Source organism: Actinomadura geliboluensis (assembly GCF_043197915.1).
Taxonomy (GTDB): domain Bacteria; phylum Actinomycetota; class Actinomycetes; order Streptosporangiales; family Streptosporangiaceae; genus Spirillospora; species Spirillospora geliboluensis.
Genome location: NZ_JBICUA010000017.1, coordinates 102615 through 127476, shown reverse-complemented (window position 1 = coordinate 127476; position 24862 = coordinate 102615). Strand labels below are relative to the sequence as shown.

General features: G+C 72.1%; 23 protein-coding genes. 7 read left to right on the top strand and 16 right to left on the bottom strand.

Annotation, left to right across the window (positions count from 1 at the left end):
* Positions 1-20: 20 nt before the first annotated feature.
* The 4 genes from alaS to ACGFI1_RS40070 form a co-directional block, all read right to left on the bottom strand.
* A complete protein-coding gene (gene alaS / locus ACGFI1_RS40085) occupies positions 21-2690 on the bottom strand; it encodes an alanine--tRNA ligase (protein WP_138635405.1) in 2670 nt (889 codons plus the stop codon).
* 2 nt (positions 2691-2692) lie between these two features.
* Entirely contained in the window at positions 2693-3028 is a 336-nt protein-coding gene (locus ACGFI1_RS40080; RefSeq protein WP_089327206.1) for a hypothetical protein, read from the bottom strand.
* Positions 3025-3441, bottom strand: a complete 417-nt coding sequence (locus ACGFI1_RS40075; RefSeq protein WP_138635406.1) for a DUF948 domain-containing protein — start codon at positions 3439-3441, stop codon at positions 3025-3027. The genes ACGFI1_RS40080 and ACGFI1_RS40075 overlap by 4 nt, the downstream gene beginning before the upstream one ends.
* Before the next feature lie 103 nt (positions 3442-3544).
* On the bottom strand, positions 3545-4807 hold the full coding sequence (locus ACGFI1_RS40070; RefSeq protein ID WP_392743049.1) for a replication-associated recombination protein A: 1263 nt from the start codon (positions 4805-4807) through the stop codon (positions 3545-3547).
* Between the two features lie 236 nt (positions 4808-5043).
* On the opposite strand from ACGFI1_RS40070, the gene ACGFI1_RS40065 reads away from it, so the two are divergent.
* The 4 genes from ACGFI1_RS40065 to ACGFI1_RS40050 all read left to right on the top strand — a co-directional run bounded on the left by ACGFI1_RS40065 (position 5044) and on the right by ACGFI1_RS40050 (position 7421).
* Positions 5044-5448, top strand: a complete 405-nt coding sequence (locus tag ACGFI1_RS40065) for a hypothetical protein (RefSeq protein WP_392792901.1) — start codon at positions 5044-5046, stop codon at positions 5446-5448.
* A 103-nt stretch (positions 5449-5551) separates the two neighbouring features.
* Positions 5552-6169, top strand: coding sequence for a DUF3105 domain-containing protein (locus ACGFI1_RS40060; RefSeq protein ID WP_392742981.1), 618 nt, complete (start codon positions 5552-5554; stop codon positions 6167-6169).
* Positions 6166-6792, top strand: coding sequence for a DUF305 domain-containing protein (locus tag ACGFI1_RS40055; RefSeq protein ID WP_392792900.1), 627 nt, complete (start codon positions 6166-6168; stop codon positions 6790-6792). The genes ACGFI1_RS40060 and ACGFI1_RS40055 overlap by 4 nt, the downstream gene beginning before the upstream one ends.
* A gap of 65 nt (positions 6793-6857) precedes the next feature.
* On the top strand, positions 6858-7421 hold the full coding sequence (locus ACGFI1_RS40050) for a TIGR03086 family metal-binding protein (RefSeq protein WP_364551763.1): 564 nt from the start codon (positions 6858-6860) through the stop codon (positions 7419-7421).
* A gap of 314 nt (positions 7422-7735) precedes the next feature.
* Here the strand turns inward: ACGFI1_RS40050 and ACGFI1_RS40045 are convergent, their stop codons facing one another.
* On the bottom strand, positions 7736-8971 hold the full coding sequence (locus ACGFI1_RS40045) for a DUF349 domain-containing protein (protein WP_386875923.1): 1236 nt from the start codon (positions 8969-8971) through the stop codon (positions 7736-7738).
* 72 nt (positions 8972-9043) lie between these two features.
* Positions 9044-9790 (bottom strand): peptidylprolyl isomerase, encoded by a 747-nt coding sequence (locus ACGFI1_RS40040; RefSeq protein ID WP_364551759.1) that lies wholly within the window; start codon positions 9788-9790, stop codon positions 9044-9046.
* 213 nt (positions 9791-10003) lie between these two features.
* Here ACGFI1_RS40040 and ACGFI1_RS40035 point away from each other — a divergent pair, with 213 nt between their 5' ends.
* The 3 genes from ACGFI1_RS40035 to aspS are packed head-to-tail and all read left to right on the top strand — an operon-like array spanning position 10004 to position 13793.
* Positions 10004-10744, top strand: coding sequence for an MBL fold metallo-hydrolase (locus ACGFI1_RS40035; protein WP_387075762.1), 741 nt, complete (start codon positions 10004-10006; stop codon positions 10742-10744).
* Positions 10745-10755: 11 nt separating this feature from the next.
* A complete protein-coding gene (hisS, locus tag ACGFI1_RS40030) occupies positions 10756-12036 on the top strand; it encodes a histidine--tRNA ligase (RefSeq protein WP_386875919.1) in 1281 nt (426 codons plus the stop codon).
* Positions 12033-13793, top strand: coding sequence for an aspartate--tRNA ligase (aspS, locus tag ACGFI1_RS40025; protein WP_386875917.1), 1761 nt, complete (start codon positions 12033-12035; stop codon positions 13791-13793). Before hisS ends, aspS begins: the two co-directional genes overlap by 4 nt.
* A gap of 61 nt (positions 13794-13854) precedes the next feature.
* Here aspS and ACGFI1_RS40020 read toward each other — a convergent pair whose 3' ends face one another.
* The 10 genes from ACGFI1_RS40020 to pdxT form a co-directional block, all read right to left on the bottom strand.
* Positions 13855-16578 carry a RelA/SpoT family protein gene (locus ACGFI1_RS40020; protein ID WP_449202397.1) on the bottom strand — a complete coding sequence of 908 codons (2724 nt, stop codon included), beginning with the start codon at positions 16576-16578 and terminating at the stop codon, positions 13855-13857.
* A 103-nt stretch (positions 16579-16681) separates the two neighbouring features.
* Complete coding sequence (locus ACGFI1_RS40015) at positions 16682-17206, bottom strand: adenine phosphoribosyltransferase (RefSeq protein WP_387075765.1); 525 nt, start codon at positions 17204-17206, stop codon at positions 16682-16684.
* 18 nt (positions 17207-17224) lie between these two features.
* Complete coding sequence (gene secF, locus ACGFI1_RS40010; protein ID WP_386875913.1) at positions 17225-18406, bottom strand: protein translocase subunit SecF; 1182 nt, start codon at positions 18404-18406, stop codon at positions 17225-17227.
* A 3-nt stretch (positions 18407-18409) separates the two neighbouring features.
* Positions 18410-20203: a protein translocase subunit SecD gene (secD, locus tag ACGFI1_RS40005; protein ID WP_392792897.1), complete on the bottom strand. Its 1794-nt coding sequence runs from the start codon at positions 20201-20203 to the stop codon at positions 18410-18412.
* 42 nt (positions 20204-20245) lie between these two features.
* The gene (gene yajC / locus ACGFI1_RS40000; RefSeq protein WP_386875909.1) at positions 20246-20752 is read right to left on the bottom strand and encodes a preprotein translocase subunit YajC; all 507 of its coding nucleotides are present in this window, start codon (positions 20750-20752) and stop codon (positions 20246-20248) included.
* A 177-nt stretch (positions 20753-20929) separates the two neighbouring features.
* The gene (ruvB, locus tag ACGFI1_RS39995) at positions 20930-22051 is read right to left on the bottom strand and encodes a Holliday junction branch migration DNA helicase RuvB (protein ID WP_392792932.1); all 1122 of its coding nucleotides are present in this window, start codon (positions 22049-22051) and stop codon (positions 20930-20932) included.
* Positions 22051-22653: a Holliday junction branch migration protein RuvA gene (gene ruvA / locus ACGFI1_RS39990; protein WP_138635833.1), complete on the bottom strand. Its 603-nt coding sequence runs from the start codon at positions 22651-22653 to the stop codon at positions 22051-22053. Before ruvA ends, ruvB begins: the two co-directional genes overlap by 1 nt.
* The gene (ruvC, locus tag ACGFI1_RS39985) at positions 22650-23225 is read right to left on the bottom strand and encodes a crossover junction endodeoxyribonuclease RuvC (RefSeq protein WP_392792896.1); all 576 of its coding nucleotides are present in this window, start codon (positions 23223-23225) and stop codon (positions 22650-22652) included. The genes ruvA and ruvC overlap by 4 nt, the downstream gene beginning before the upstream one ends.
* 177 nt (positions 23226-23402) lie before the next feature.
* On the bottom strand, positions 23403-24158 hold the full coding sequence (locus tag ACGFI1_RS39980; RefSeq protein ID WP_387075773.1) for a YebC/PmpR family DNA-binding transcriptional regulator: 756 nt from the start codon (positions 24156-24158) through the stop codon (positions 23403-23405).
* Between the two features lie 3 nt (positions 24159-24161).
* Positions 24162-24779: a pyridoxal 5'-phosphate synthase glutaminase subunit PdxT gene (gene pdxT, locus ACGFI1_RS39975; protein WP_138635830.1), complete on the bottom strand. Its 618-nt coding sequence runs from the start codon at positions 24777-24779 to the stop codon at positions 24162-24164.
* Positions 24780-24862: the final 83 nt, after the last annotated feature.

Sequence of the window (24862 nt, the reverse complement as noted above, 5' to 3'; positions counted from 1 at the left end):
CATGCCCCGTGGTGCCGGGCTCACGCGGCCCCTACTGCTCGTTCGACCGCGGCGAGCGCGTCGCCGACGGCGGCGGGGTTCGCGCCGCCGCCCTGCGCCAGGTCGTCCTTGCCGCCGCCCCCGCCGCCGAGGGCCTTGGCGGCGAGGCCGACCAGCGCGCCCGCCTTGAGGCCGCGCTCGCGCGCCCCCTCGGTGACGGCGACGACCACGACCGGGCGGTCCTTCGGCACGCCGGTGACCATCACGACCGCGGGCCGGGCCGTCAGCCTGCCCCGCACGTCGACGGCGAGCTTGCGCAGGTCGTCGGCGCCCGTGCCGTCCGGGGCGCGGTGCCCGACGAACGCGATGCCGTTCACGTCCGCCGCGCCGTCGGCGAGCGACCCCGCGATCGCGAGGACCTGCTGGGAGCGGAGCTTCTCCAGCTCCTTCTCGGCGTCCCGCAGCCGGGTGACGACGCCGGAGATCCGCTCGGGGAGCTCCTCCTTGCGCGCCTTCAGCTGCTCGGCGAGCTGCGCGACGAGCACGCTCTCGCGGGCCAGGAACCGGAACGCGTCGATGCCCACGAGCGCCTCGACGCGGCGGACGCCGGCGCCGATCGACGACTCGCCCAGCACCTTGATCAGGCCGAGCTGACCGGAGCGCGCGACATGGGTGCCGCCGCACAGCTCGCGGGAGTAGTCGCCGACCTCGACCACGCGGACCTCGTCGCCGTACTTCTCGCCGAACAGCGCGAGCGCGCCCATCGCGCGGGCCTCGTCGATCGAGGTGTGGAAAGCCCGGACGTCCAGGTCGCCGACCAGCACCTCGTTGACCTCGTCCTCGACGTCGCGCAGCACGCTCGGCGGGACGGCGCCGGAGGCGGTGAAGTCGAACCGGAACCGGCCGGGCGAGTTCTCCGAGCCGGCCTGCGCCGCGGACTCGCCGAGCGCGCGGCGGAACCCGGCGTGCACCAGGTGGGTCGCGGTGTGCGAGCGGGAGATCGCGCGGCGCCGCTCCACGTCGACCTCGGCGTAGGCGGTGTCGCCGGCCTGCGCCTCGCCGCTGCGGACCCGCCCGCGGTGCACGATCAGCCCGGCGAGGGGCGACTGCACGTCCGTCACCTCGATGACGGCGCCGTTGCCGAGCCGGATCAGGCCGTGGTCGGCGAGCTGGCCGCCGCCCTCGGCGTAGAACGGGGTGCGGTCGAGGACGACCTCCACCTCGGTGCCCTCGCCGGCGGCGGGCGCGTTCGCACCGTTGACCAGCAGCCCGACGAGGCGGGCGTCGCCGGCGAGGCTGCCGTAGCCGGTGAAGTCGACCTTGCCGCCGGCGCCGGTGAGCAGCTCGTCCAGCACGGAGACGTCGAGGTTGCCGGTCTTCTTGTCGCGGGCGTCCTTCTTCGCGCGGTCCCGCTGCTCCTGCATGAGCCGGCGGAAGCCGTCCTCGTCGACCTGGAGGCCCTGCTCGGACGCCATCTCCAGGGTGAGGTCGATCGGGAAGCCGTAGGTGTCGTGGAGCTTGAACGCCTGCTCGCCGGCCAGCGTCGCGCCGCCGGACCGCTTGGTCTCCTCCACCGCCGTGTCGAAGATGGCGGTGCCGGTGCGGAGCGTCTGGAGGAAGGAGTCCTCCTCGGCGTCGATGACGGTGTGGATGTTGGCGGCGGTGCGCACCAGCTCCGGGTACTGCTCGCCCATCGCGCCGATCGCGACGGCGGTCAGCTCGTGCATGAGGCCGGCGTCCTGCCCGCCGAGCAGCCGCAGGTTGCGGATGGAGCGGCGCAGGATGCGGCGCAGCACGTAGCCGCGGCCCTCGTTGCCGGGGCGGATGCCGTCGGCGACCATCATCGTGCCGCTGCGGACGTGGTCGGCGACGACGCGCAGCGACACGTCGGCGCGGTGGTCGCGGCCGTACTTGGCGCCGGTCAGCTCCGCGGCGCGGTCGAGGACCCGCCACAGCGTGTCGGTCTCGTAGATGTTGTCGACGCCCTGCAGGATCGCCGCCATGCGCTCCAGGCCCATGCCGGTGTCGATGTTCTTGGCGGGCAGGTCGCCGAGGATCGGGAAATCGGTCTTGCTCTCCCCGGGGCCCCGCTCGTACTGCATGAAGACGAGGTTCCAGACCTCCAGGTAGCGGTCCTCGTCGGCGACGGGGCCGCCCTCGCGGCCGTACTCGGGGCCGCGGTCGTAGTAGATCTCCGAGCAGGGCCCGCACGGGCCGGGCACGCCCATCGACCAGAAGTTGTCCTCCATGCCGCGCCGCTGGATGCGGTCGAGGGGGACGCCGACCTTGTCGTGCCAGATGCCCTGCGCCTCGTCGTCGTCCTGGAAGACGGTGACCCACAGCTTCTCTTCGGGGAACCCGAAGCCGCCGTCCTCGCGCGAGCGGGTCAGCAGCTCCCAGGCGAACGGGATCGCCTGCTCCTTGAAGTAGTCGCCGATCGAGAAGTTGCCCAGCATCTGGAAGAACGTGGCGTGCCGGGTGGTCTTGCCGACCTCCTCGATGTCGGGCGTCCGCACGCACTTCTGCGCGCTGGTCATCCGCACCGACGGCGGGGTGCGCTGGCCGAGGAAGTACGGCTTGAACGGCACCATGCCGGCGTTCACCAGCAGCAGGGTCGGGTCCTCGGCGACCAGGCTGGCCGAGGGCACCACCGTGTGCCCGCGCTCCTCGAAGAACCTGAGGAAGCGGCGTGCGACCTCTGCCGACTCCATGATCAGTGGCCATCCTTGTCGTCGTCGATGATCGTGTATCGCGCCTTCAGCACCCGGCGGGGCGGGGAGCCCCGCAGCCCGGGAACCTCGGCGTCCGGCGGAGCCTGGTCCATGCGGACGGCCTCGCGCAGCTCCTCCTCGCGGGCCCGCATCTCGGTACGGACGTCGGCGGCGAAATGCCTCAGCCGCTCCCCGGTGCCCTTACCGGTCGCCACCGCGCGCATCGCGACCCCCTCGGGGGACAGGCTCCGCGCGACCCGCTCCACGCGCCGCTTGACGCGGTGGGTGACGTAGACGCCGGCACCGGCGCCGACGGAGAGCCAGAACAGCCGTCTCATCGGCGTCCCTTCCCCGTGGAGCGGGCCTGAAGCTGCGGCCGGCCGGACGCGGCGCGCCCGTCGCCGTCGCCGTTCCTCAGGGCCTTGCGGACGCCGTAGGAGAAGGCCGCGGCCTTCACCAGCGGCCCGCCCACCACGGACGTCATGACCGTGGTGACGGCGGAGACGTTCTGGGTGACGCCGGCGACCTGCTTGGTGATGACGTCGGTGCGGCCGAGCTGCTCGTTGGCGCGCTTGACCGTCCGGGCCATGTCGTCCATCAGCGGGGCCGCCTGGTCGCCGAGCTCGCGGACCACGTCGCCGGCCTCGCCGAGGAGCCGGGAGAGCTTCAGCAGGGTCAGCGAGATGAACGCGACGAGCACCGCCCAGAACACGGCCACGATGAGACCTGCCAGCTGTCCACCAGTGAGCATCGGGCTTTCCGTTCGTGCGAATTCGGTTCGGGCCGGTAACGGCGTGACAGACCTTACCGGTCGGCACGGCCTTGTGGCGGTATCACCGGACCCGCGGGAACGATCAGTGCCGGTCCCCGGCGCCGCGCAGCACCGAGCGGATCCGCGCGAGGACCTCGGTGAAGCGCGACTCGGCGCCGTGCCTGGTCGGGCGATAGTACTCCCGTCCGTCCACGGAGTCGGGCGCGTACTGCTGCCGGACCACACCGCCGGGGTGGTTGTGGGCGTACTTGTAGCCCTTCCCGCTCCCGATCTTCGCGGCGCCCTTGTAGTGGGCGTCGCGCAGATGCCCGGGGACGGGCCCCGCGAGCCCCTTGCGGACGTCGCCGAGCGCCTCGTCCACCGCCGTGATCACCGCGTTGGACTTCGGCGCCAGGGACAGGTGGATGACCGCCTGGGCGAGGTTGATGCGCGCCTCGGGCAGGCCGACGAACTCCACCGCCTGCGCGGCGGCGACCGCGGTCTGCAGCGCGGTCGGGTCGGCCATCCCGACGTCCTCGCTGGCGTGCACGATGAGCCGCCGGGCGATGAACCGCGGGTCCTCCCCGGCCTCGATCATGCGGGCGAGGTAGTGCAGCGCCGCGTCGACGTCGCTGCCGCGGATGCTCTTGATGAACGCGCTGATGACGTCGTAGTGCTGGTCGCCCTCGCGGTCGTAGCGGACGGCGGCCCGGTCGACGGCACGCTCCAGCACGTCCGCGTCGATGACGCCGCCGTCGTCGACGACGAGCGACGCGGCCTCCAGGTAGGTCAGGGTGCGGCGGGCGTCGCCGCCGGCGAGCCGGACGAGGTGGTCCTCGGCGGCGGGGTCGAGGGTGACCGCGCCGCCGAGGCCGCGCTCCTCGGTGAGCGCCCGGCGGATCACCTCGCGCAGGTCGTCGTCGCCGAGCGGCTCCAGCGTGAGCAGCAGCGAGCGCGACAGCAGCGGGCTGATGACGGAGAAGAACGGGTTCTCGGTGGTGGCGCCGATGAAGGACACCCACCGGTTCTCCACGGCGGGGAGCAGGGCGTCCTGCTGGGCCTTGTTGAACCGGTGGACCTCGTCGACGAACAGGACCGTCTGCCGCCCCGCCATGCCGAGCTCGCGGCGGGCCAGGTCGATCTCGGCGCGGACCCGCTTGACCCCGTCGCTGACCGCGGAGATCTCCACGAACCGGCGGGAGGTGACATGGCTGACGACCGTGGCGAGCGTCGTCTTGCCCGTCCCCGGCGGGCCCCACAGGACGAGCGACATCGGCACGTCCCGGTCGACGAGCTGCCGAATCGGGGTGCCGGGGCCGAGCAGATGGCCCTGCCCCACGACCTCGTCGAGGGCGCGGGGCCGCATCCGCACCGCGAGCGGCTGCTCCGCGCCCGGTGCGCCCGGCGCGGCGGGAGCGGGCACCGCGGCGGGGCCGGACGGCTCACGCCCCGGCGCGTCGAAAAGGCCCTCCGGCTCGCCCGATTCCGCCCTGCTGGTCACGCTCCGACACTATCTCGGGGCACGGACAGGCCGGGACGGGGAACCCGGCGGTAGGCTCCGGCGTTGGAACAGCCCGGAAGGCGCATTTCAGGAGCGTGACGGTGTCCGGTACGGCCCCTCGGAGTCGCCACGGGACGGCTGGGCTGCTCGTGGCGCTGTTCGTCGTGGCCGGGCTGGTGTTCAGCTACGGGCTGGGCGGCCACGGCCCGCCGCTCCGCGTGTGCACCGAGCACGCCGTGACCGTGCCCGTCGGCACGGCGGCGGCCGCCGGGGACTCGATCCACGCCACCGCGGCGCTCAGCGCGCCCGTCAAGGCCCCCGCGCTGCCGCTGGACCTCTGCCTGTGCATGGCGGTCCTGTTCACCCTCATGCTGCTCGCGCTCGCCATCGGGCTGCGCCGGCCCCTGTCCCGCCTGCCCGCGCGGGCCGGCTGGGCGCTCGCGCCGCCGTCCGCTGCGGCGTCCGCCGCCGCGTTCCCACCCGTCCTCCAGGTGCTCCGGCTGTGACGAGCCGGCCGTAAGGCCGCACGCAACGCCGTATCGCCGTCGCGATGCGGCGCTGTCCCGCATCCCCGTACGGATCCACAGCACCCCTGAGAGGACCGCTCTCATGTCCAAGAGCGCCCGTGTCAAGAACGCACGCAACCAGAAGGCCCGCAAGAAGAACGCGCTGACGCAGCGCGAGGTCCCGTGGGGCGGCATCGCCTTCTTCACCGTCATCGGCCTGGTGGCGGTGGTCGCGATCGGCTTCACCTTCATGCAGACGAGGTCGTCGTCCGCGGACTCGTCCATCGCGGGCGTGGTGTCCAAGGACGACCTCGGCCGCGACCACACCACCGGCGCCGTCAAGTACGACGACGCCCCGCCGATGGGCGGCGACCACAACCCCATGTGGCAGAACTGCGACGGCCGCGTCTACGACGCGCCGCTGCAGAACGAGAACGCCGTGCACTCCCTGGAGCACGGCGCCGTCTGGATCACCTACAGGCCCGGCCTCGCCGCCGACCAGCTCGACGCGCTCAAGACCAAGGTCTCCGGCACCGACTACACGATGCTGAGCCCCTACCCGTCCCAGGACGCGCCGGTCAAGCTCACCGCCTGGGGCTACCAGCTCAAGCTGGACGACGCCTCCGACGCGCGGGTGGACCAGTTCCTGCGCGCCTACGTCAAGGGCCCGCAGACGCCGGAGCCGGGCGCGGCCTGCAACGGCGCCAAGGACGCCGCGTGAGCGAGGGCACCGCGGCACCGCGCGGGCGGCGGGCCACCGCCGTCCTCGCGGTGCTCGTCCTGGCCGTCGGCGCCGTCCTGGTGGCGCTGGCCGTCGCCCGCTCGGACCGGCCCGGCACGGACGGCCCCGAGGCCGGGTTCGCCCGCGACATGAGCGCCCACCACGCGCAGGCGGTGCGGATGTCGTTCATCATCAGGGACCGCACCGGCGACGCCGACGTGAAGCTGCTGGCCTACGACATCATCACCACCCAGCAGGCGCAGATCGGCATGATGACGGCCTGGCTGGACGAGTGGGAGCTCCCGAAGGCCGACCCGTCCGGCGCGATGCGCTGGATGTCCGGGCACGGCGGGCACCGGGGCGGTGCGTCCGCAATGCCGGGGATGGCCACCCGCGAGCAGCTCGCCGACCTGGAGAAGGCGTCGGGCGAGGACGCCGAGGTCGGGTTCCTGCGGCTGATGATCGCCCACCACCGCGGCGGGGTCGACATGGCGGAGGCGGTGCTGGCCCGCACTGGGCACGACGGGGTCCGGCGCCTCGCCCGCACCATGGTGGAGGGCCAGCGGTCGGAGATCACGCTGATGAACGCGATGCTCCGGGAGCGGGGCGCCGCCACCGCGTGAACCGTGACCCGCGAGCTTGCCGATAGCGCTTGACAGCGCGGCCGGATCGCGGGTCACTGACCACCATGGCTCACAACCTCAGCGGCTACCACCGGGCCCTCGACCTGTTCGAGGGCCTCGTCGCCGGCGTGTCCCGCGACGGCTGGGACGCGCCGTCGCCCTGCGCGGGGTGGACGGCGCGGGACGTCGCCGGCCATGTGACCGGCGGCCAGCACCTGATCCGGGCGCTGGCCGGCGGCGAGCCCGAGCCGGACGTCCACCGGGACCCGGCGCGCTTCGTCCCGGGCGACGTCCTGATGAGCTGGCGGACGGCCCGCAAGGAGTGCGCCGCGGCCCTCACCCCCGACGCCCTGCGCCGCCCCATCCCGTTCGGCGGCCTAGGCGACCTGCCGCTGGCCGACTACCTGGAGGGCTACATCCTGGAGCCTCTGGTGCACGCCTGGGACCTGGCGAAGGCCACCGCCCAACCGTCCCGCCTGGACCCGGACCTGGTCCACCACGCCTTCGCCACGGCCCAGGTGGTAGCGGCCCCCCTACGCGCCGAAGGCCACCTGGCCCCACCCCTAGGCGCCCGACAGGGCGCCGACGAACAAACAAGAATGCTCGCCTTCTTGGGCCGAACAACCTGAACCAGCCCCCACCTAAACCCCGGCAGGTTGCAGCTCAACCCCGGCAGGTTGCGCCTCAGCCCGGCAGGCTGAACCTCAACTTCGGCAGGACGAACCTCAGCCCAGCAGGCTGACACCCAGCCCCGGCAGGACGAGCCTCAGCCACCGGTCACGGGTCGGGCGGCCGGAGGGCGCCCTAGCGCCCGGAGGCCGCATGACCCGCCGGCCGAGAGGCTGTTTCACGAGACGCGCCAGCGGATCGGGAAACGGCCTCTCGGCCGCAACGGGGGTTCCAGGGGGTCGCCCCCCTGGGCAAACACAGCCCCCTGGGTGGATTACGAAAACTCAGCCAGGGTGCGTTCTGCCTCTTCCAGCCAGGCTCGGCGGGCGTTGAGGGCTTCCTCGGCCTCTTTGATGTCCTTGTCGCGGCCGGCGTCGCGGGCCTTGCCGAGGCGCTTCTCGAGTTGCTCGATGGAGCTGCGCAGCTGGCCGACGGTGGCTTCGGCGCGGGCGCGGGCCTCGGGGTTGGTGCGGCGCCACTCGTTCTCTTCGGCGGAGCGGATCGTGTCCTCGATCTTGCGGAGGCGGCCTTCGAGGCGGTCGCGCTGGTCGCGCGGGACCATGCCGGCGGCCTCCCAGCGCTCCTGGATCGCGCGCAGCGCCTGGCGGGCCTGCCGGACGTCCTTGACGGGCAGCAGCCGCTCGGCCTCGGCGAGGATCTTCTCCTTCTCCTCGGCGTTGCCGCGGAACTCGGCGTCGCGTTCGGCGAACGCGGCGCTGCGGGCCTGGAAGAAGGTGTCCTGCGCGCCTTTGAAGCGGGCCCACAGGTCCTCTTCGGCGTCGCGGGAGGCGCGCCCGGCGAGCTTCCAGCGGCGCATCAGGTCGCGGTAGACGGCGGCGGTCTCGCCCCAGTCGGTGGAGCCGGCCATCGCCTCGGCCTCGGCGACGAGGCGCTCCTTCTCGCGGCGGGCCTCCTCGCGCTGGTCGTCGAGGGTGGCGAAGTAGGCCTTGCGGCGCTTGGTGAAGGCGTTGCGGGCCGACGACAGCCGCTTCCACAGGGCGGTCTCGGTGGGCCGGTCGATGCGGTCGGCGGCCTTCCACTCCTCGACGAGCTGGCGGAGGCGTTCGCCGCCGTTCTTCCAGTGCGTCTCCTCGGCGGCGATGCGCTCGGCCTCGGCGACGATCCGCTCCTTGACCTCGCGGGCCTCGTGGCGGTGCTGCTCGCGCTGGGCCTTGACCTCCTCGCGGCGCCGGCCGACCTGGTCGGTCAGGCCGTCGAGGCGCCGGGCGAGGGAGTCGAGGTCGCCGACGGCGTGCGCCTCGGCGACGGCCTCGCGGAGCCGGTCGATGCTCTGCTGCGCCTGGGCGGGCTGCAGGTCGGTGGTGCGGACCCGCTGCTCGAGCAGGCCGATCTCGGTGACGAGCGCGTCGTACTTGCGCTTGAAGTAGGCCAGGGCCTCTTCGGGCGCGCCGGCCTGCCAGGACCCGACGACCCGCTCGCCGTCGGCCGTCCTGACATAGACGGTGCCGTCCTCGTCCACCCGGCCCCAGGGATCGGTCGCGCTGGACACCCTTGCCTCCTGAATCGCGGGTCCGGACAACTTACGCTCTCCGGACCCTCCACACCTTAGTATCCCGTTCGCCTATTTCCCGGCGATCGTGACGTCCTGGATTTCGACCTTCTTCTTGGGCTTGCCGTCCCCCTTGGGGTCCGACCCGCCCTCGGCGATCTTCTTGAGCACGTCCAGCCCCTTGGTGATCTTTCCGAACACCGTGTAGTCCGGCGGGAGCTGCGAGTCCTTGTAGACCATGAAGAACTGGCTGCCGTTGGAGTCCGGCTGGCTCGAGTGCGCCATCGCGAGGGTGCCCTCGGTGTAGGTGGCGCCGTCGGTGTTCTCGTTGGCGAACCGGTAGCCGGGCCCGCCGCTGCCCGACGCCGTCGGGTCGCCGCACTGCAGCACGTTGAGGCCGCCACTGGTCATGCGGTGGCACTCGGTCTTGTCGTAGAAGTTCTTCTGCGCCAGGAACGCGAAGGAGTTCACCGTGCACGGCGCCTTGTCGCCGTACAGCTGCATCTCCACATCGCCCTGGCTCGTCTTGACCGTGGTCTGGACGATTCCGGGGTGCGCGGGCTCGCCAGGCGGGCGCCCGACGTCCTTCGGCACGCTGCCCTGCGTGTCGCCCTTGTAGACGCACCGCGGGGAGGCCGCGGTCGACTCGTCCTCCCTGAGCACCATGAACACCGCGACACCGGCGACGACGACCGCCACCGCGGCGACCGAGCCGATGATCTTCAGCCGGCGCGCCCGCGCCGCCTCCTGCGCCTGGCGCTGCTGCTGGCGCTCGTACCGTTGCCGCGCGAGCTGCTTCTTGCGGTCCTTCCCCGCCACGGTGCCTCGCCCCTCCGGTGTGATCAGGTGAACGTGCAGCGCATAGTAGCGGTACCCGGGAGTAAACGCGCCTCCGCGTTCAGGGAGCGCCGCCCCGCGCCGGGGCGGGCGCCGGACGCGACACGGCGACGGCCGCATCTCGTTCGCGGTGGCCGCGGCCCCGCCGGTACCCTCGGACACGCCCACCCGAGATGGTTCTAAGGAAGGACGACCGTGCTCGTCGCCGGGTTCCCCGCTGGATCGTTCGCCGCGAACTGCTATGTCGTGGCGCCCGCCGCGGGTGAGGAGTGCGTGATCATCGACCCCGGGCAGGACGCCGAGGCCGGGATCGAGGAGATCCTGCGCGAGCACCGGCTCAAGCCCGTCGCGGTGCTGCTGACGCACGGCCATATCGACCACGTCTGGTCGGTGGCGCCGGTCTGCGGCGCCAAGGACGTCCCGGCCTACGTCCATCCGGACGACCGCGACCTGCTGACCGACCCGGCGAAGGGCCTGTCGCTGGGCGCCGGGCAGCAGTTGTTCGGCGGCCTGGAGCTGACCGAGCCGGACGACGTGCGGGAGCTCGCGGACGGGGCGGCGCTGGAGCTGGCCGGGCTGAGCTTCACCGTCGACCACGCGCCGGGCCATACGCCCGGGTCGGTGACGTTCCGCACCCCGAAGACCGAGCGGATCCCGGACGTGATGTTCACCGGCGACCTGCTGTTCGCGGGGTCGATCGGGCGCACCGACCTGCCGGGCGGCTCCTACGAGGAGATCCTCGCCAGCCTGTCGCGGGTGTGCCTGAGCATGCCGGACGACACGGCCGTGCTGCCCGGCCACGGTGAGCAGACCACAATCGGCCGCGAGCGCGCCACGAATCCGTTCCTCACCGGGCTCTTGCCGGGGGGTGCAGGGGGGTCGTCCCCCCTGAACGGGACGGCTGCGCCCGCGGACGGACCCAACAAGGGATTCTGAGCCGAGAGACCATGAGTTCGAGCTTCCGGGCCCCCAAGGGGGTCAGTGAATACGTCCCGCCGCGCGCGGACCTCTTCTACGCCATCCGGGAGGCGTTCGCCGAGCAGGCGCGGCTGGCCGGATACGGCTACCTGGAGCTGGCCGTCTTCGAGGACACCAACCTGTTCCGGCGCGGCGTCGGCGAGTCCACCGACGTGGTGTCCAAGGAGATGTACACCTTCGAGGACCGGGGCGGCCGGTCGCTGACGCTGCGCCCCGAGTTCACCGCGTCGGTGCTGCGCGCCGTCCTGGAGAACAACCTGCACAAGGGCGCGCTGCCGGTGAAGGTGTGGACGACGGGCGCCGCGTTCCGCGCCGAGCGCCCGCAGCAGGGCCGCTACCGGCAGTTCTACCAGCTCGACCTGGAGGCGATCGGCAGCGAGGACCCGCAGGTCGACGCGGAGACCATCGCGATCGCGGCGAACTGGTACCGGTCCCTCGGGCTGACCCGGGTGCGGCTGCTGCTGAACTCGCTGGGCTGCAAGGAGTGCCGCCCCGCCTACCGGGCCCTGCTGCAGGAGTTCCTGCGCGGCCTCGACCTGGACGAGGACACCCGCGCCCGCGTGGAGATCAACCCGCTGCGGGTGCTGGACGACAAGCGCCCCAGGGTGCGCGAGCAGCTCGCCGGCGCGCCGCTGATGGCCGACCACCTGTGCCCCGCGTGCAAGGCCCACCACGACCGGGTCCGGGAGCTGCTCGCCGACCTCGGCATCGCCTGGGAGGACACGCCCACCCTCGTCCGCGGCCTGGACTACTACACCCGGACGACCTACGAGTTCGACCACCCGCTGCTCGGCGCCCAGTCCGGCATCGGCGGCGGCGGGCGCTACGACGGTCTCTCCGAGGACATCGGCGGCCCGCCGCTGCCCGGCATCGGCTTCGGCCTCGGCCTGGACCGCACCATCCTGGCGCTGGAGGCCGAGTCGCAGGAGGGGCGGGGCGCGGCGTTCGCCGCGAAGCCGCGCTGCGAGGCGTTCGGCGTCGCGCTCGGCGACACCGCCGAGCGCCGCATGTTCGCGCTCGTGGCCGAGCTGCGCCGCGCCGGGATCGCCGCCGACATGGCGTTCGGCGGCAAGAAGCTGAAGGGCGCCATGAAGGACGCGGACCGCTCCGGCGCCCGCTACGCCGTGATCCTCGGGGAGCGAGATATCGCGGACGGCGTCGCCCAGGTCAAGGACCTGGCCGAGGGCGAGCAGACCGCCGTCCCGCTCACCGACCTCATCACGACGCTGAAGGAGAGGCTCTCCCAATGATCCGCACCCACGAGGCGGGCACGCTCCGCAAGGAGCACGCCGGGCAGCAGGTCACGCTGGCCGGCTGGGTCGGCCGCCGCCGCGACCACGGCGGCGTCACGTTCATCGACCTGCGCGACGCGTCCGGCACCGCGCAGGTCGTCTTCCGCGAGGAGGACGCCGCCCACGACCTGCGCTCGGAGTTCTGCGTGAAGGTCGTCGGCGAGGTGCGCGTCCGCCCGGCGGGCAACGAGAACCCCGAGCTGCCCACCGGGGACATCGAGGTCGCCGCCACCGACATCGAGGTGCTGTCGGACGCGGCGCCGCTGCCGTTCCCCATCGAGGGCGACGTCAACGTCAACGAGGAGATCCGGCTCAAGTACCGGTACCTCGACCTGCGCCGCGACGCCGTCGCCCGCGCGATGCGGATCCGCTCGGAGGCGTCGTTCCTCGTGCACGAGGTGATGCGCGAGCACGGCTTCGTCAACGTGGAGACCCCGACCCTCACCCGGTCGACGCCCGAGGGCGCCCGCGACTTCCTCGTCCCCGTCCGGCTCAAGCCCGGCCACTGGTACGCGCTGCCGCAGTCGCCGCAGCTGTTCAAGCAGCTGCTGATGGTCGGCGGGCTGGAGCGCTACTACCAGATCGCGCGCTGCTACCGCGACGAGGACTTCCGCGCCGACCGGCAGCCCGAGTTCACCCAGATCGACATCGAGATGTCGTTCGCCGACCAGGACGACGTGCTCAAGGTCGGCGAGGACCTCATCGCCCGGCTCTGGCGGGACATCGCCGGCTACGACGTCCCCCGGCCGATCCCCCACATCACCTACGCCGACGCGATGGCCCGGTACGGCTCCGACAAGCCCGACCTGCGCTTCGGCCTGGAACTGACCGACATGACCGAGTACTTCGCCGGCACGTCGTTCCGCGTGTTCCAGGCTCCGTACGTCGGCGCGGTCGTGATGCCGGGCGGCGCCGCCCAGACCCGCAAGGAGCTGGACGGCTGGCAGGACTGGGCGAAGGCCCGCGGCGCCCGCGGCCTGGCCTACGTGCTCGTCCAGGAGGACGGCACCCTCGGCGGCCCGGTCGCGAAGAACCTGTCCGACGCCGAGAAGGAGGGCCTGGCCGCCAAGACCGGCGCGGCCCCCGGCGACGCGGTCTTCTTCGGCGCCGGCAAGCGGCACGCCACCCAGGAACTGCTCGGCGCCGCCCGCCTGGAGATCGGCCGCCGCCGCGACCTGATCGACGCGTCCGCCTGGAAGTTCGTCTGGGTCGTGGACGCCCCGATCTTCGAGCCCGTCGAGGACGACAAGGGCGAGCAGATCGGCTGGACGTCCGTCCACCACCCGTTCACCGCGCCGAAGCCGGAGTACGCCGACACCTTCCACGAGGACCCGGGCAGCGCCCTCGCCGACGCCTACGACCTCGTCCTGAACGGCAACGAGATCGGCGGCGGCTCCATCCGCATCCACCGCGCCGAGATGCAGCAGCGGGTCTTCGACGTGCTCGGCCTCTCCAAGGAGGAGGCGGAGTCGAAGTTCGGCTTCCTGCTGGAGGCGTTCAAGTTCGGCCCGCCCCCGCACGGCGGCATCGCGTTCGGCTGGGACCGCACGGTCATGCTCCTCGCCGGCCAGGACTCCATCCGCGACGTGATCGCCTTCCCGAAGGCCGCGTCCGGCTACGACCCCCTGACCGCCGCCCCGACCCCGATCACCCCCCAGCAGCGCGACGAGGCCGGCGTGGACGTCGTCCCCGAGGACGAGCCCGCCGAGGACTGAGCCCCTCCCGCACGCGAAAGGCGGCCGCCGGTGGGCGGCCGCCTTTCGTTCGCTCCCGGCGCTACCTCGTGGCGCCGCTCGTCACCCGGTAGACGTCGTAGACGCCGTCGATGGAGCGGACGGCCTTCAGCACGTGGCCGAGGTGCTTGGTGTCGCCCATCTCGAAGGTGAAGCGGCTGACGGCCACGCGGTCGCGGGTGGTGGTGACCGAGGCCGACAGGATGTTGACGTGCTGGTCGGACAGGACGCGGGTCACGTCCGACAGCAGCCGGGGCCGGTCGAGCGCCTCGACCTGGATGGCGACGAGGAAGACCGAGTCCTCGCTCGGGGACCACTTGACGTCGATCAGCCGGTCGGGCTGCGTCTTCAGGCTGGCGACGTTGGCGCAGTCGGCGCGGTGCACGGACACGCCGTGGCCGCGGGTGACGAAGCCGACGATGTCGTCGCCCGGCACCGGGGTGCAGCAGCGCGACAGCCGCACCCACACGTCGGGGTCGCCGGCGACGACGACACCGGGGTCACCGGCGGGGCGGCCCCGCTTGCGGCGGGTCGGCAGGGCGATCTCGGCGAGGTCCTCCTCGGCGCTCTCCACCCCGCCGAGGGCGTCGACCAGCCGCTGGACGACGTGCTGCGCGGAGACCTGGCTCTCGCCGACGGCGGCGTACAGGGACGAGACGTCCGGGTAGCGCATGTCGCGGGCGAGGGCGAGCAGGGCCTCGCCGGACATCATCCGCTGGAGCGGCATGTTCTGCTTGCGCATCGCGCGGGCGATGGCGTCCTTGCCGGACTCGATCGCGGTGTCGCGGCGCTCCTTGGAGAACCAGTGCTTGATCTTGTTGCGGGCGCGGGCGCTCTTGACGAACCCGAGCCAGTCGCGGGAGGGGCCCGCGTCCGGCGACTTGGAGGTGAAGACCTCGACGGTGTCGCCGTTGTCCAGGGCCGATTCGAGGGGGACGAGCCGCCCGTTGACGCGGGCGCCGATACATCGGTGCCCGACCTCGGTGTGGATCGCGTACGCGAAGTCGACGGGCGTCGCGCCCTGCGGCAGCGCGATCACGTCGCCCTTCGGGGTGAACACGAACACCTCGGAGACCGACAGGTCGAAGCGCAGGGACTCCAGGAACTCGGCCGGGTCGGCGGTCTCCTTCTGCCAGTCGAGGAGCTGGCGCAGCCACTGCATGTCGCCGGCCTTGCGGCCGCCGACCGTCTCCTCCTTGTACTTCCAGTGCGCGGCGACGCCGTACTCGGCGCGGCGGTGCATGCCCCAGGTGCGGATCTGCAGCTCGACGGGCTTGCCCTCGGGGCCGATCACCGTGGTGTGCAGCGACTGGTACATGTTGAACTTCGGCATCGCGATGTAGTCCTTGAACCGGCCGGGGACCGGGTTCCATCGCGCGTGGATCGAGCCGAGGGCGGCGTAGCAGTCGCGGACGCTGTCGACGAGGACCCGGATGCCGACCAGGTCGTAGATGTCGTCGAAGGAGACGTCCCGCGCGATCATCTTCTGGTAGATCGAGTAGTAGTGCTTCGGCCGGCCGGTCACGGTCGCCTTGATCCGGGCGTCGCGCAGGTCGGTGGAGACGTTCTCGATCACTTCCTGCAGGTAGACGTCGCGGCGCGGGGCGCGCTCGGACACCAGCCGGGCGATCTCGTCGAACCGCTTGGGGTACATCGTGGCGAACGCGAGGTCCTCCAGCTCCCACTTCAGCGTGTTCATCCCGAGGCGGTGCGCGAGCGGCGCGAACACCTCCAGGGTCTCGCGGGCCTTCTTCTCCTGCTTGTGGCGCGGCATGTAGCGCAGCGTGCGCATGTTGTGCAGCCGGTCGCCGAGCTTGATCACCAGGACGCGGATGTCGCGGGACATCGCCACGACCATCTTGCGGACGGTCTCGGCCTCGGCGGCCTCGCCGTACTTGACCTTGTCGAGCTTGGTGACGCCGTCGACCAGCGCGGCGATCTCGTCGCCGAACTCGGCGCCGAGCTGGTCGAGGGTGTAGGGGGTGTCCTCGACGGTGTCGTGCAGCAGCGCCGCGCAGAGCGTCTCGGTGTTCATGCCGAGCTCGGCGAGGATGGTCGCGACCGCGAGGGGGTGCGTGATGTACGGGTCGCCGCTCTTGCGCTTCTGGTTGCGGTGGTAGTGCGCGGCGACGTCGTAGGCGCGCTCGATGAGCCGCAGGTCCGCCTTGGGATGGGTGTTGCGGACCGTCTTGATCAGTGGTTCGAGTACCGGGTTCATAGCGGAGCCGCGCTGGGCGCCCAGCCTGGCGAGCCTGCGGCGCACCCTGGCGGCGGACGGTGGGATCGTGGCCGGCGTGGGCCTGGACGGGGCATCGGGCTTGGACGCGCCATCGGCGTCCTCCGTGGATCCTGGGGCCTCGGCGGGGGGGCTCTGCGGTCGGGGGGCCCGCGCGGCGGGTCTCCCCTTCGGGGGATCGTCGGCGGCGGGGGGACCGGCGACGGCGGCCCGGCCGGCCGGTTTCTCAGCGGCCGGTTTGTCAACAGCCGGTTTGTCAACGGCCGATGTCTCGGTGGCCGGTGTCTCGCTTGCGGGAGTCTCGCTCGCGGGAGTCTCGGCGGCGGGGGTCTCTGTGGGCGGGGGGCCTTCGGCGGGGGGTCCGGACGGCTGCGGCGGCGGACGGTGGTCGGGCCGCCGCGGTGGCGCGGTGGAGGCCCCGGCCGCCTTGACGGCCCGCTCCCCCGCGGACTCCCGCGCCGGACGCGCCGCCGCCGTGTGCGCCGCGGCCGTGTCGCTCACCGCGCCGGTCGATACCGCCTCACCGGGCACCCAGCCTCCTCTGTCCATCCGGGCGCCGCCCTGCACACCCCGCGAGGAGCGCCCGTCCTCACCGGACCCTGATTGCGCCAGTGTATCCGGCGGTCATTTCGTACTAGACCGTAACCAGCGAATGGACGTCCAGATTCCCCAGCTTGTCGCGCCCGCGCAGGAACGAGAGCTCCAGCAGGACCGACAGTCCGGCCACGTCCCCGCCGCCGCGGCGGACGAGTTCGGCGGCGGCCCGGGCCGTCCCTCCGGTGGCCAGGACGTCGTCGACGATCAGTACGCGGTCGCCGGGCTCGAGGGCGTCGGCGTGGATCTCGATCGTCTCGGTCCCGTACTCGAGATCATAGGTCTCGCCGTGCGTCGCCGCGGGCAGCTTTCCCTTCTTGCGCACCGGGACGAACCCCGCGCCGAAGTGGTAGGCGACGGGCGCGGCGAGGATGAAGCCGCGCGCCTCGATACCGACGATCTTGTCGATGGTGCCGCGGCCGTGGTGGTTGACGATCGTGTCGACCACGCCGGCGAACGCGACGTGGTCGGCCAGCAGCGGGGTGATGTCCTTGAACATCACCCCGGGCTTCGGGTAGTCGGGGATGTCGCGGATCCGCTCCTGGATCAGCTTTCCGAGGTCCACGTTCCGGTACTCCCCCGCCTACTTGCCGCCGCGGCGCTGCTGCCGCGTCCCGCGCTTGGGCTGCTGCCGCGATCCGGTCTGCACGACCTTGCGCACCGTGACGGTACTGCGCACGTCGTCCCGGTCGCCGGAGGCGTCGTCGTCCGGGGCGTGGTCGCCCGCGTCGTCCGCGTCGTCCGCGGCGGGCTTGCCCGCCGCGCCCGCGCCGGCCGTGACCTTGGCGGTCTTGACCTGCTTGGAGGCGTTCCGCTCGCGGCGGGCGATGTTCTCCCGGATCTGGCGGTACTTCGGCTCGCGCTCCTTGAACTGGACGAGCAGCGGCGTCGCCACGCAGATCGAGGAGTACGTCCCGACGATCATGCCGACGAACAGCGCGAGCGACAGGTCCTTCAGCGTCCCGGCGCCGAACAGGGTGGTGCCGATGAACAGGATCGCGCCGACCGGCAGGATCGCCACCAGCGAGGTGTTCAGCGAGCGGACGAGCGTGCTGCTGAGGGCCTGGTTCGCGGCCTCGCTGTAGGTGGTCTTGGAGGTCGGGCCGAGCGGTTTCGTGACCTCCTTGATCATGTCGAAGACCACGACCGCGTCGTACAGCGAGTAGCCGAGGATCGTCAGGAAGCCGAGCAGCGTCGCGGGGGTGACCTCGAAACCGGACCAGGCGTAGATGCCGGCCGTGATCACGAGGTCGTGGACCAGCGCGACCACCGCGGCCACGGCCATCCGCCACTCGAACGCCACCGACAGGTAGGCGATGATCAAGATCATGAAGACGATCAGCGCCTGCCAGGCCTTCTTCTGGATCTCGCCGCCCCACGAGGCGCCGACGACCTGGGTGCTGACCTTGGCGGCGGGAACCTTGAGTTCCTCGGTGATGCTCGTCTTGACCTCGGTGACGTGCGAGGAGCTCATGCTCTCCGTCGTGACCCGCCAGTCCTCGCCGGCCTTCTGCACGATCACCTGGTGGGCGCCGCCGTCGCCGACGGCGGTGCGCACCTGCTCGATCGAGGCGCTCGGCGCCTTGAAGGTGAAGACGGAGCCGCCCTTGAACTCGACGCCGAAGTTCAGCCCCTGGACGAGCAGGCCGGCGATCGACAGCGCCAGCAGCAGCCCGGAGATCGTGTACCAGATCTTCGGACGGCCGACGATGTCGGCGCTGATCTCGCCCCGGTAGATCCGCGAGGTGGCCGCGCGCAGTCCCATGGGTCAGGCCTCCTGGCTCGTCTTGCGGGCGGTGCCGGCGGCGGCCGCGTCCCGGGTCGGCTGGTGCAGCCGCCTCGGATCGAGCCCGGACATCGGATGCCCGCGGCCGAAGAACTTGGTCCGCGACAGCAGCGCGACCATCGGCTTGGTGAAGAAGAAGACCACGATGATGTCGATCAGCGTGGTGAGGCCCATCGCGAACGCGAACCCGGCGACGCCGCCGACCGCGAGGAAGTACAGCACCAGCGCGGCGAGGAAGGTGACGGCGTCGGCGACGAGGATGGTGCGGCGCGCCCGCTTCCAGGCGGTCTCCACCGACGAGCGCAGCTTGCGGCCCGCTCTCAGCTCGTCCCGCACCCGCTCGAAGTAGACGATGAACGAGTCGGCGGTGATGCCGATCGAGACGATCAGGCCGATGATGTGCGGGAGGGAGAGCCGGAAGCCCATGCCCTCACCGAGGATCACCACCGCCAGGTAGGTGACGGCGGATGCCACGACCAGGCTGGACACGGCGACCAGGCCGAGGCCCCGGTAGTAGAACAGGCAGTACAGCACCACCAGGCCGAGGCCGATCGCGCCGGCGATGAGGCCGCCGGTGAGCTGGTCGGAGCCCAGCGTGGACGACACCTCGTCGATGGAGCTCTGCGTGAACTCCAGCGGCAGCGCGCCGTACTTCAGCACGTTGGCGAGGTCGGTCGCGTACTGCTGGTCGAAGCTCTCGGGCGGCCCGTCGATGCTGGCGGTGCCGCCGGTGATCGGGCCCTCCCGGATCGCGGGCGCCGAGACGACCTGGCCGTCCAGCACGATCGCGACCTGGGCCTGCGGGGCGGACGGGTTCGCCTGGTAGGCGCGGGAGGCGTCGGTGGTGACCGCGCCGAACTCCTTGGCGCCCTTGCCGTCGAACTTCAGCGAGACCGACCAGCTCGCCTGGCCCTGCTGGCCGTTCGGCGGCATCGCGTTCGCGGAGTCGACGTTCTCGCCGAGGACCCGGACGGGCCCGAGGATGTACTTGGTGACCTGGCCGTTCTCCTCGTCCTGGTCACAGGCGGCGACGAACGCGCGCTTCGGGTCGTTCGCGCCGGAGGCGTGCCGGTCGCCGGTGTAGCAGTCGAGGGCCTCGAACTGCTTGACCACGGCCTTGTCGGTCACGCCGGGGTAGTCGCCGGCGGGGGCCGGCTGCCCGGACGGCGGGACCAGCGGCGACGACGGGGCCGCCGACGGGCTCGCCCCGTCCGACGGCTTCGGCGTCGGGGCGGTCAGCGCCCCCGACAGCGCCCGGCCGCGCGGGGTCGCCGACGTGGACGGCGACGTGCTCCCGGACGGCGAGGAGGACGGCGACGGGCTCTTGTCGCCGCCCTCTCCCCCCTTGGCGGTGTGGCTCGGCGACGGCGACGGGTTCGCCGCGGTGGCCGGGCGCCCGTCGGCACTGGCGAACACCTGGCGGAACTGCAGCTTCGCCGTGGTGCCGATCAGGCTGACGACGCGGCTCTGCCCCTCACCGGGGACGTTCACCACGATGTTGTTGCTGCCCTGCTTCGCGACCTCGGCGTCGGAGACCCCCAGACCGTTGACGCGCTGCGTCATGATCTTGACGGCCTGGTCCATCTGGGCCGCCGGGGGGTTCTTGCCGTTCGGGGTCTTCGCCGTGAGGGTCACGGTCGTCCCGCCGGCGAGGTCGAGGCCGAGCTTGGGCGTCGTGCGCCCCTGCCAGACCGCCAGGCCGGCGAGGACGACGAGGACCGCGAACAGCGCGAGGAGCGTGCGCCCGGGACTGGGAGCGTTTCTGGACGGAGCCACTGGTCGTCGTACTTCCCGTCTTTGTCGTCGCCGTGGGAGAGGTCAGGCGGAGGGCTTGTCCGCCGCCTTGACCTTCGTTTTCCCCTTCGGCTCGGACGCGGGCTCGCCGTCCTCGTCCGCCGCGGTGTCCTCGACGCGGGTGTCGCCGTCCTTGGACAGGTCGACCTCGGCGCCGTCCTTCGACAGGTCGACCGCGTCGTCGTCCTGCTCGTCGTCGTCCTCGTCGAGCTCGTCGTCGATCTCGTCGGGCTCGTCGTCCTTCAGGACCTGCATGACCGCCTGCTTGACGAAGCGCACCTCGACACCGTCGGCGATCTCCAGCACGAGGCCGTCGTCGTCGATCTCGACGACGGTGGCGCGCATGCCGCTGGTCGTCAGCACGCGGGCGCCGGGCTGGATGTCGTTCTGCATCTGCATCTGCTCTTTGCGCCGCTTGCTCTGCGGGCGGATGAGCAGGAAGTAGAAGACAAGCGGAATGGCCAGCAGCAGGAGCACATTGAAGGCCCCGCTGCCGCCGCTTTCCGCCGCGAGAATCATGTCGCTGCCCATTACGGGAGCATCCTTCCGATGTCGATTGCCCAGCCTGTGACCGGAACGGCCACGCGCACGGGACCGCCGGCTGGAGACGGTGAACCAAGTCCCGGAGTCTAGAGAGTACGCGAGACCCCGGCAACGACGCGACGAGCGGCGACGCCGGGAAGTTCCCAAGCCGTTACCGGATGATCACTATTCCGGCCGGCCCGCGTCCTCGTCCACCTCGAAGAGGGTCCCCGCCAGCGGCGCCGTCGGCGGCTGGGCGAGACCCAGATGCGCCCACGCGGCGGCCGTGGCGACCCGGCCGCGCGGCGTCCGCGCCAGCAGTCCCTGCCGGACGAGGAACGGCTCGGCGACGACCTCGACGGTCTCCGGCTCCTCCCCCACCGAGACGGCGAGGGTGGACAGCCCGACCGGGCCGCCGCCGAACTTGCGCATCAGCGACTCCAGGACGGACCGGTCGAGCCGGTCCAGTCCCCGTTCGTCCACCTCGTACAACGCGAGCGCCGCCCGCGCTGATTCCTTGGTGATGACGCCGTCGGCGCGGACCTCGGCGTAGTCGCGGACGCGGCGCAGCAGCCGGTTGGCGATGCGGGGCGTGCCGCGGGACCGGCCGGCGACCTCGGCGGCGGCGTCGTCGGCGATCTCCACGTCGAGCAGCTTCGCCGACCGCCGGACGATGACCTCCAGCTCGGCGGGCTCGTAGAAGTCCATGTGCGCGACGAAGCCGAACCGGTCGCGCAGCGGGCCGGGCAGCATGCCCGCCCGGGTGGTGGCGCCGACCAGCGTGAACGGGGCGATGTCGAGCGGGATCGCGGTCGCGCCGGGCCCCTTGCCCACGACGACGTCGACCCGGAAGTCCTCCATCGCCATGTAGAGCATCTCCTCGGCGGGCCGCGCCAGCCGGTGGATCTCGTCCAGGAACAGGACCTCGCCCTCGGCGAGGGTCGACAGCACCGCCGCGAGGTCGCCGGCCCGCTCGATCGCGGGGCCGGAGGAGATCCGCAGCGGCTGCCCGAGCTCCGCCGCGATGATCATGGCGAGGGTGGTCTTGCCGAGGCCGGGACCGCCCGACAGCAGCACGTGGTCGGGCGTCCTGCCGCGCCGCAGCGCGCTGTGCAGCACCAGCGACAGCTGCTCGCGGACCCGTTCCTGGCCGACGAAGTCGTCCAGCTTCTTCGGCCGCAGCGCGGCCTCGATCCGCTGCTCCTCGATCCCGTCGGCGTCCGCCGAGACCAGCCGCTCGAACTCCGCACGCCCTGCGCCCTGCTGGGGGCGGCCCCCCGCGCCCCCCGGTTCGGCTTCGTCGCGCATCATTTGCTGAGCTTCTTCAACGCGGCCTTGAGCAGCGCGGCCACCGGCGGGGTCTCGCCGCCGTCGAGGTCGGCGGCGACGGCGTCCACGGCGGCGTCGGCGTCCTTGGCCGACCAGCCGAGGTTGACCAGACCCATCTGGACCTGGTCGCGCCACGCCTCGGCGCGGGCGGGCGCGCGGACGTCGCCGGGGCCGCCGACGGGCCCGCCGAGGCGGTCCTTCAGCTCCAGGACGATGCGCTGGGCGCCCTTCTTGCCGATGCCGGGCACCTTGGTCAGGGCGGTGACGTCCTCGGCGGCCACGGCGCGGCGCAGCGCGTCGGGGGTGTGCACGGCGAGCATCGCCAGCGCGAGCCGCGGCCCGATGCCGCTGGCGGTCTGCAGCAGCTCGAACACCCCGCGCTCGTCGTCGTCGGCGAACCCGAACAGGGTCAGGGAGTCCTCGCGGACGACGAGGGACGTCGGCACGTGCGCCGGGTCGCCGACCCGCAGCCCGGCGAGGGTCGCGGGCGTGCACTGCACCGACAGGCCGACGCCGTGCACGTCGATCACCGCCCCGTCGGGCCCGGCGGCGGCCACCCGGCCGCTGACGAAGGCGATCACTGGACACTTCCTCCTCTGCTGCGGGCGGCGAGCCGCGCCCGCTCGGCCCGGGCCGCCTCCTCGACGCGCGACCGGCGGGCCTGTGCGAGCCGCTGCTGCGCTCCCCCGCGCCACACGTGGCAGATGGCGAGGGCGAGCGCGTCGGCCGCGTCCGCCGGGCTGGGGGCCGTCTCCAGGGCCAGCAGCCGGGTCACCATCCGGGTGACCTGCGCCTTGTCGGCGCGGCCGTTGCCGGTGACGGCGGCCTTCGCCTCGCTCGGGGTGTGCAGCGCGACGGGCAGCCCGCGGCGCGCCGCCGCCAGCATCGCGATGCCGGCGGCCTGCGCGGTCCCCATCACGGTGCGGACGTTGTGCTGGGAGAACACCCGCTCGACGGCGACGGCGTCGGGCCGGAACTCCTCCATCAGGGCCTCGATGCCGGCCTCGATGCCCACCAGGCGCAGGGCGTGGTCCTCGTCGGGGGCGGTCCGCACGACCGACACGTGCACCAGCCGGAGCCGCTTGCCCGGGTCGCCGTCGACGACGCCCACCCCGCACCGGGTGAGCCCGGGGTCCACCCCCATCACCCGCACGGCCGCTCCTTCGATCATCTGTTCGGCCGCCAACGCTACCAATCCGGAGGGCTCCCCGTGGAGGGGCCGTCCGGGCGTGTCCCCGCACGGGATCGCTAGGGATCCGGGGCGGACGCGCGACGCCGCCGCGTCCCGGATGGGGGGCACGGCGGCGTCGGGAGCCTGGGCGCGCGGGCGTCAGGCGTCGATGGACGCCATGACCTCGTCGGACACGTCGAAGTTGGCGTAGACGTCCTGGACGTCGTCGGAGTCCTCCAGGGCGTCGAGGAGGCGGAACACCTTCTTGGCGTTGTCCTCGTCGAGCGGGACGGTGACGCTCGGCAGGAACTTGCTCTCCGCCGACTCGTAGTCGATCCCGGCCTCGACCAGCGCGGTGCGGACGGCGACCAGGTCACCGGCCTCGCTGACGACCTCGAAGTTCTCCTCGTCGAGGTCGTTGACCTCTTCGGCGCCGGCGTCGAGGACGGCCATCATCACGTCGTCCTCGCTGGTGCCGGCCTTCGGGACGATCACGACGCCCTTGCGGTTGAACATGTACGACACCGAGCCCGGGTCGGCGAGGGAGCCGCCGTTGCGGGTGAGCGCGACGCGGACCTCGGAGGCGGCGCGGTTGCGGTTGTCGGTGAGGCACTCGATCAGGACGGCGACGCCGCCGGGCGCGTAGCCCTCGTAGGTGATCGTCTGCCAGTCGGCGCCGCCGGCCTCCTCGCCGGCGCCGCGCTTGCGGGCCCGCTCGATGTTGTCGTTGGGGACCGAGTTCTTCTTCGCCTTGTAGATGGCGTCGTAGAGGGTGGGGTTCGCGTCGGGGTCGCCGCCGCCGGTGCGGGCCGCCACCTCGATGTTCTTGATCAGCTTCGCGAAGAGCTTGCCCCGCTTGGCGTCGAGGGCCGCCTTCTTGTGCTTGGTCGTCGCCCACTTGGAATGGCCGGACATCTGTCACTCCTCCTCTGTCGTCCGGCGCACCAGATCGGCGAAGTAGTGGTGCACGCGGAAGTCGCCTGTCAACTCCGGATGGAACGAGGTCGCCATGAGACGTCCCTGACGAACGGCGACGATCCTACCGGCGTTCGGACCGCTCTCGGCGCGTCCGAGGATCTCGACGGCGGCGCCGACGGACTCGACCCAGGGTGCGCGGATGAAAACGGCGTGGTACGGCGTGTCCCCCATGCCGGTCAGCGGCACCGCGGCCTCGAAGGAGTCGACCTGCCGGCCGAACGCGTTGCGCCGCACGGTCATGTCGATCCCGCCGACGGTCTCCTGGCCGGCCGCGCCGTCCCGGATCCGGTCCGCCAGCATGATCATGCCGGCGCAGGACCCGTAGGCGGGCAGTCCCCCCTCGATCCGCTTGCGCAGCGGGTCGAGCAGCTCGAACGAGCGCGCGAGCCGCCACATCGTGGTGGACTCGCCGCCGGGCAGGACCAGGCCGTCGACGCGCTCCAGCTCCTCGGGGCGGCGCACGGCCAGGGTGCGCGCGCCCGCGGCCTCCAGGGCGCGGACGTGCTCGCGCACGTCCCCCTGCAGAGCGAGCACACCGATCGTCGGCACAGTGGTCACGGGAAACCTTCCGGGTGAGGGGCCGCGTCAAACCCTAGACGTTCCTTACAACGCGGCGCGACCTGCCCGATCTTCCCCCCGCG

Coding starts and splice junctions, on each gene's coding strand:
- hisS (WP_386875919.1), top strand. CDS start 10,756: ATGAGTTCGAGCTTCCGGGCCCCCAAGGGGGTCAGTGAATACGTCCCG.
- aspS (WP_386875917.1), top strand. CDS start 12,033: ATGATCCGCACCCACGAGGCGGGCACGCTCCGCAAGGAGCACGCCGGG.
- ACGFI1_RS40070 (WP_392743049.1), bottom strand. CDS start 4,807: ATGCGGCCCCGCGCCCTCGACGAGGTCGTGGGGCAGGGCCATCTGCTC.
- yajC (WP_386875909.1), bottom strand. CDS start 20,752: ATGGGCAGCGACATGATTCTCGCGGCGGAAAGCGGCGGCAGCGGGGCC.
- ACGFI1_RS40050 (WP_364551763.1), top strand. CDS start 6,858: ATGGCTCACAACCTCAGCGGCTACCACCGGGCCCTCGACCTGTTCGAG.
- ACGFI1_RS40075 (WP_138635406.1), bottom strand. CDS start 3,441: ATGCTCACTGGTGGACAGCTGGCAGGTCTCATCGTGGCCGTGTTCTGG.
- ACGFI1_RS40080 (WP_089327206.1), bottom strand. CDS start 3,028: ATGAGACGGCTGTTCTGGCTCTCCGTCGGCGCCGGTGCCGGCGTCTAC.
- ACGFI1_RS39980 (WP_387075773.1), bottom strand. CDS start 24,158: ATGTCCGGCCATTCCAAGTGGGCGACGACCAAGCACAAGAAGGCGGCC.
- secF (WP_386875913.1), bottom strand. CDS start 18,406: ATGGGACTGCGCGCGGCCACCTCGCGGATCTACCGGGGCGAGATCAGC.
- ACGFI1_RS40060 (WP_392742981.1), top strand. CDS start 5,552: ATGTCCAAGAGCGCCCGTGTCAAGAACGCACGCAACCAGAAGGCCCGC.
- ruvB (WP_392792932.1), bottom strand. CDS start 22,051: ATGCGCGACGAAGCCGAACCGGGGGGCGCGGGGGGCCGCCCCCAGCAG.
- alaS (WP_138635405.1), bottom strand. CDS start 2,690: ATGGAGTCGGCAGAGGTCGCACGCCGCTTCCTCAGGTTCTTCGAGGAG.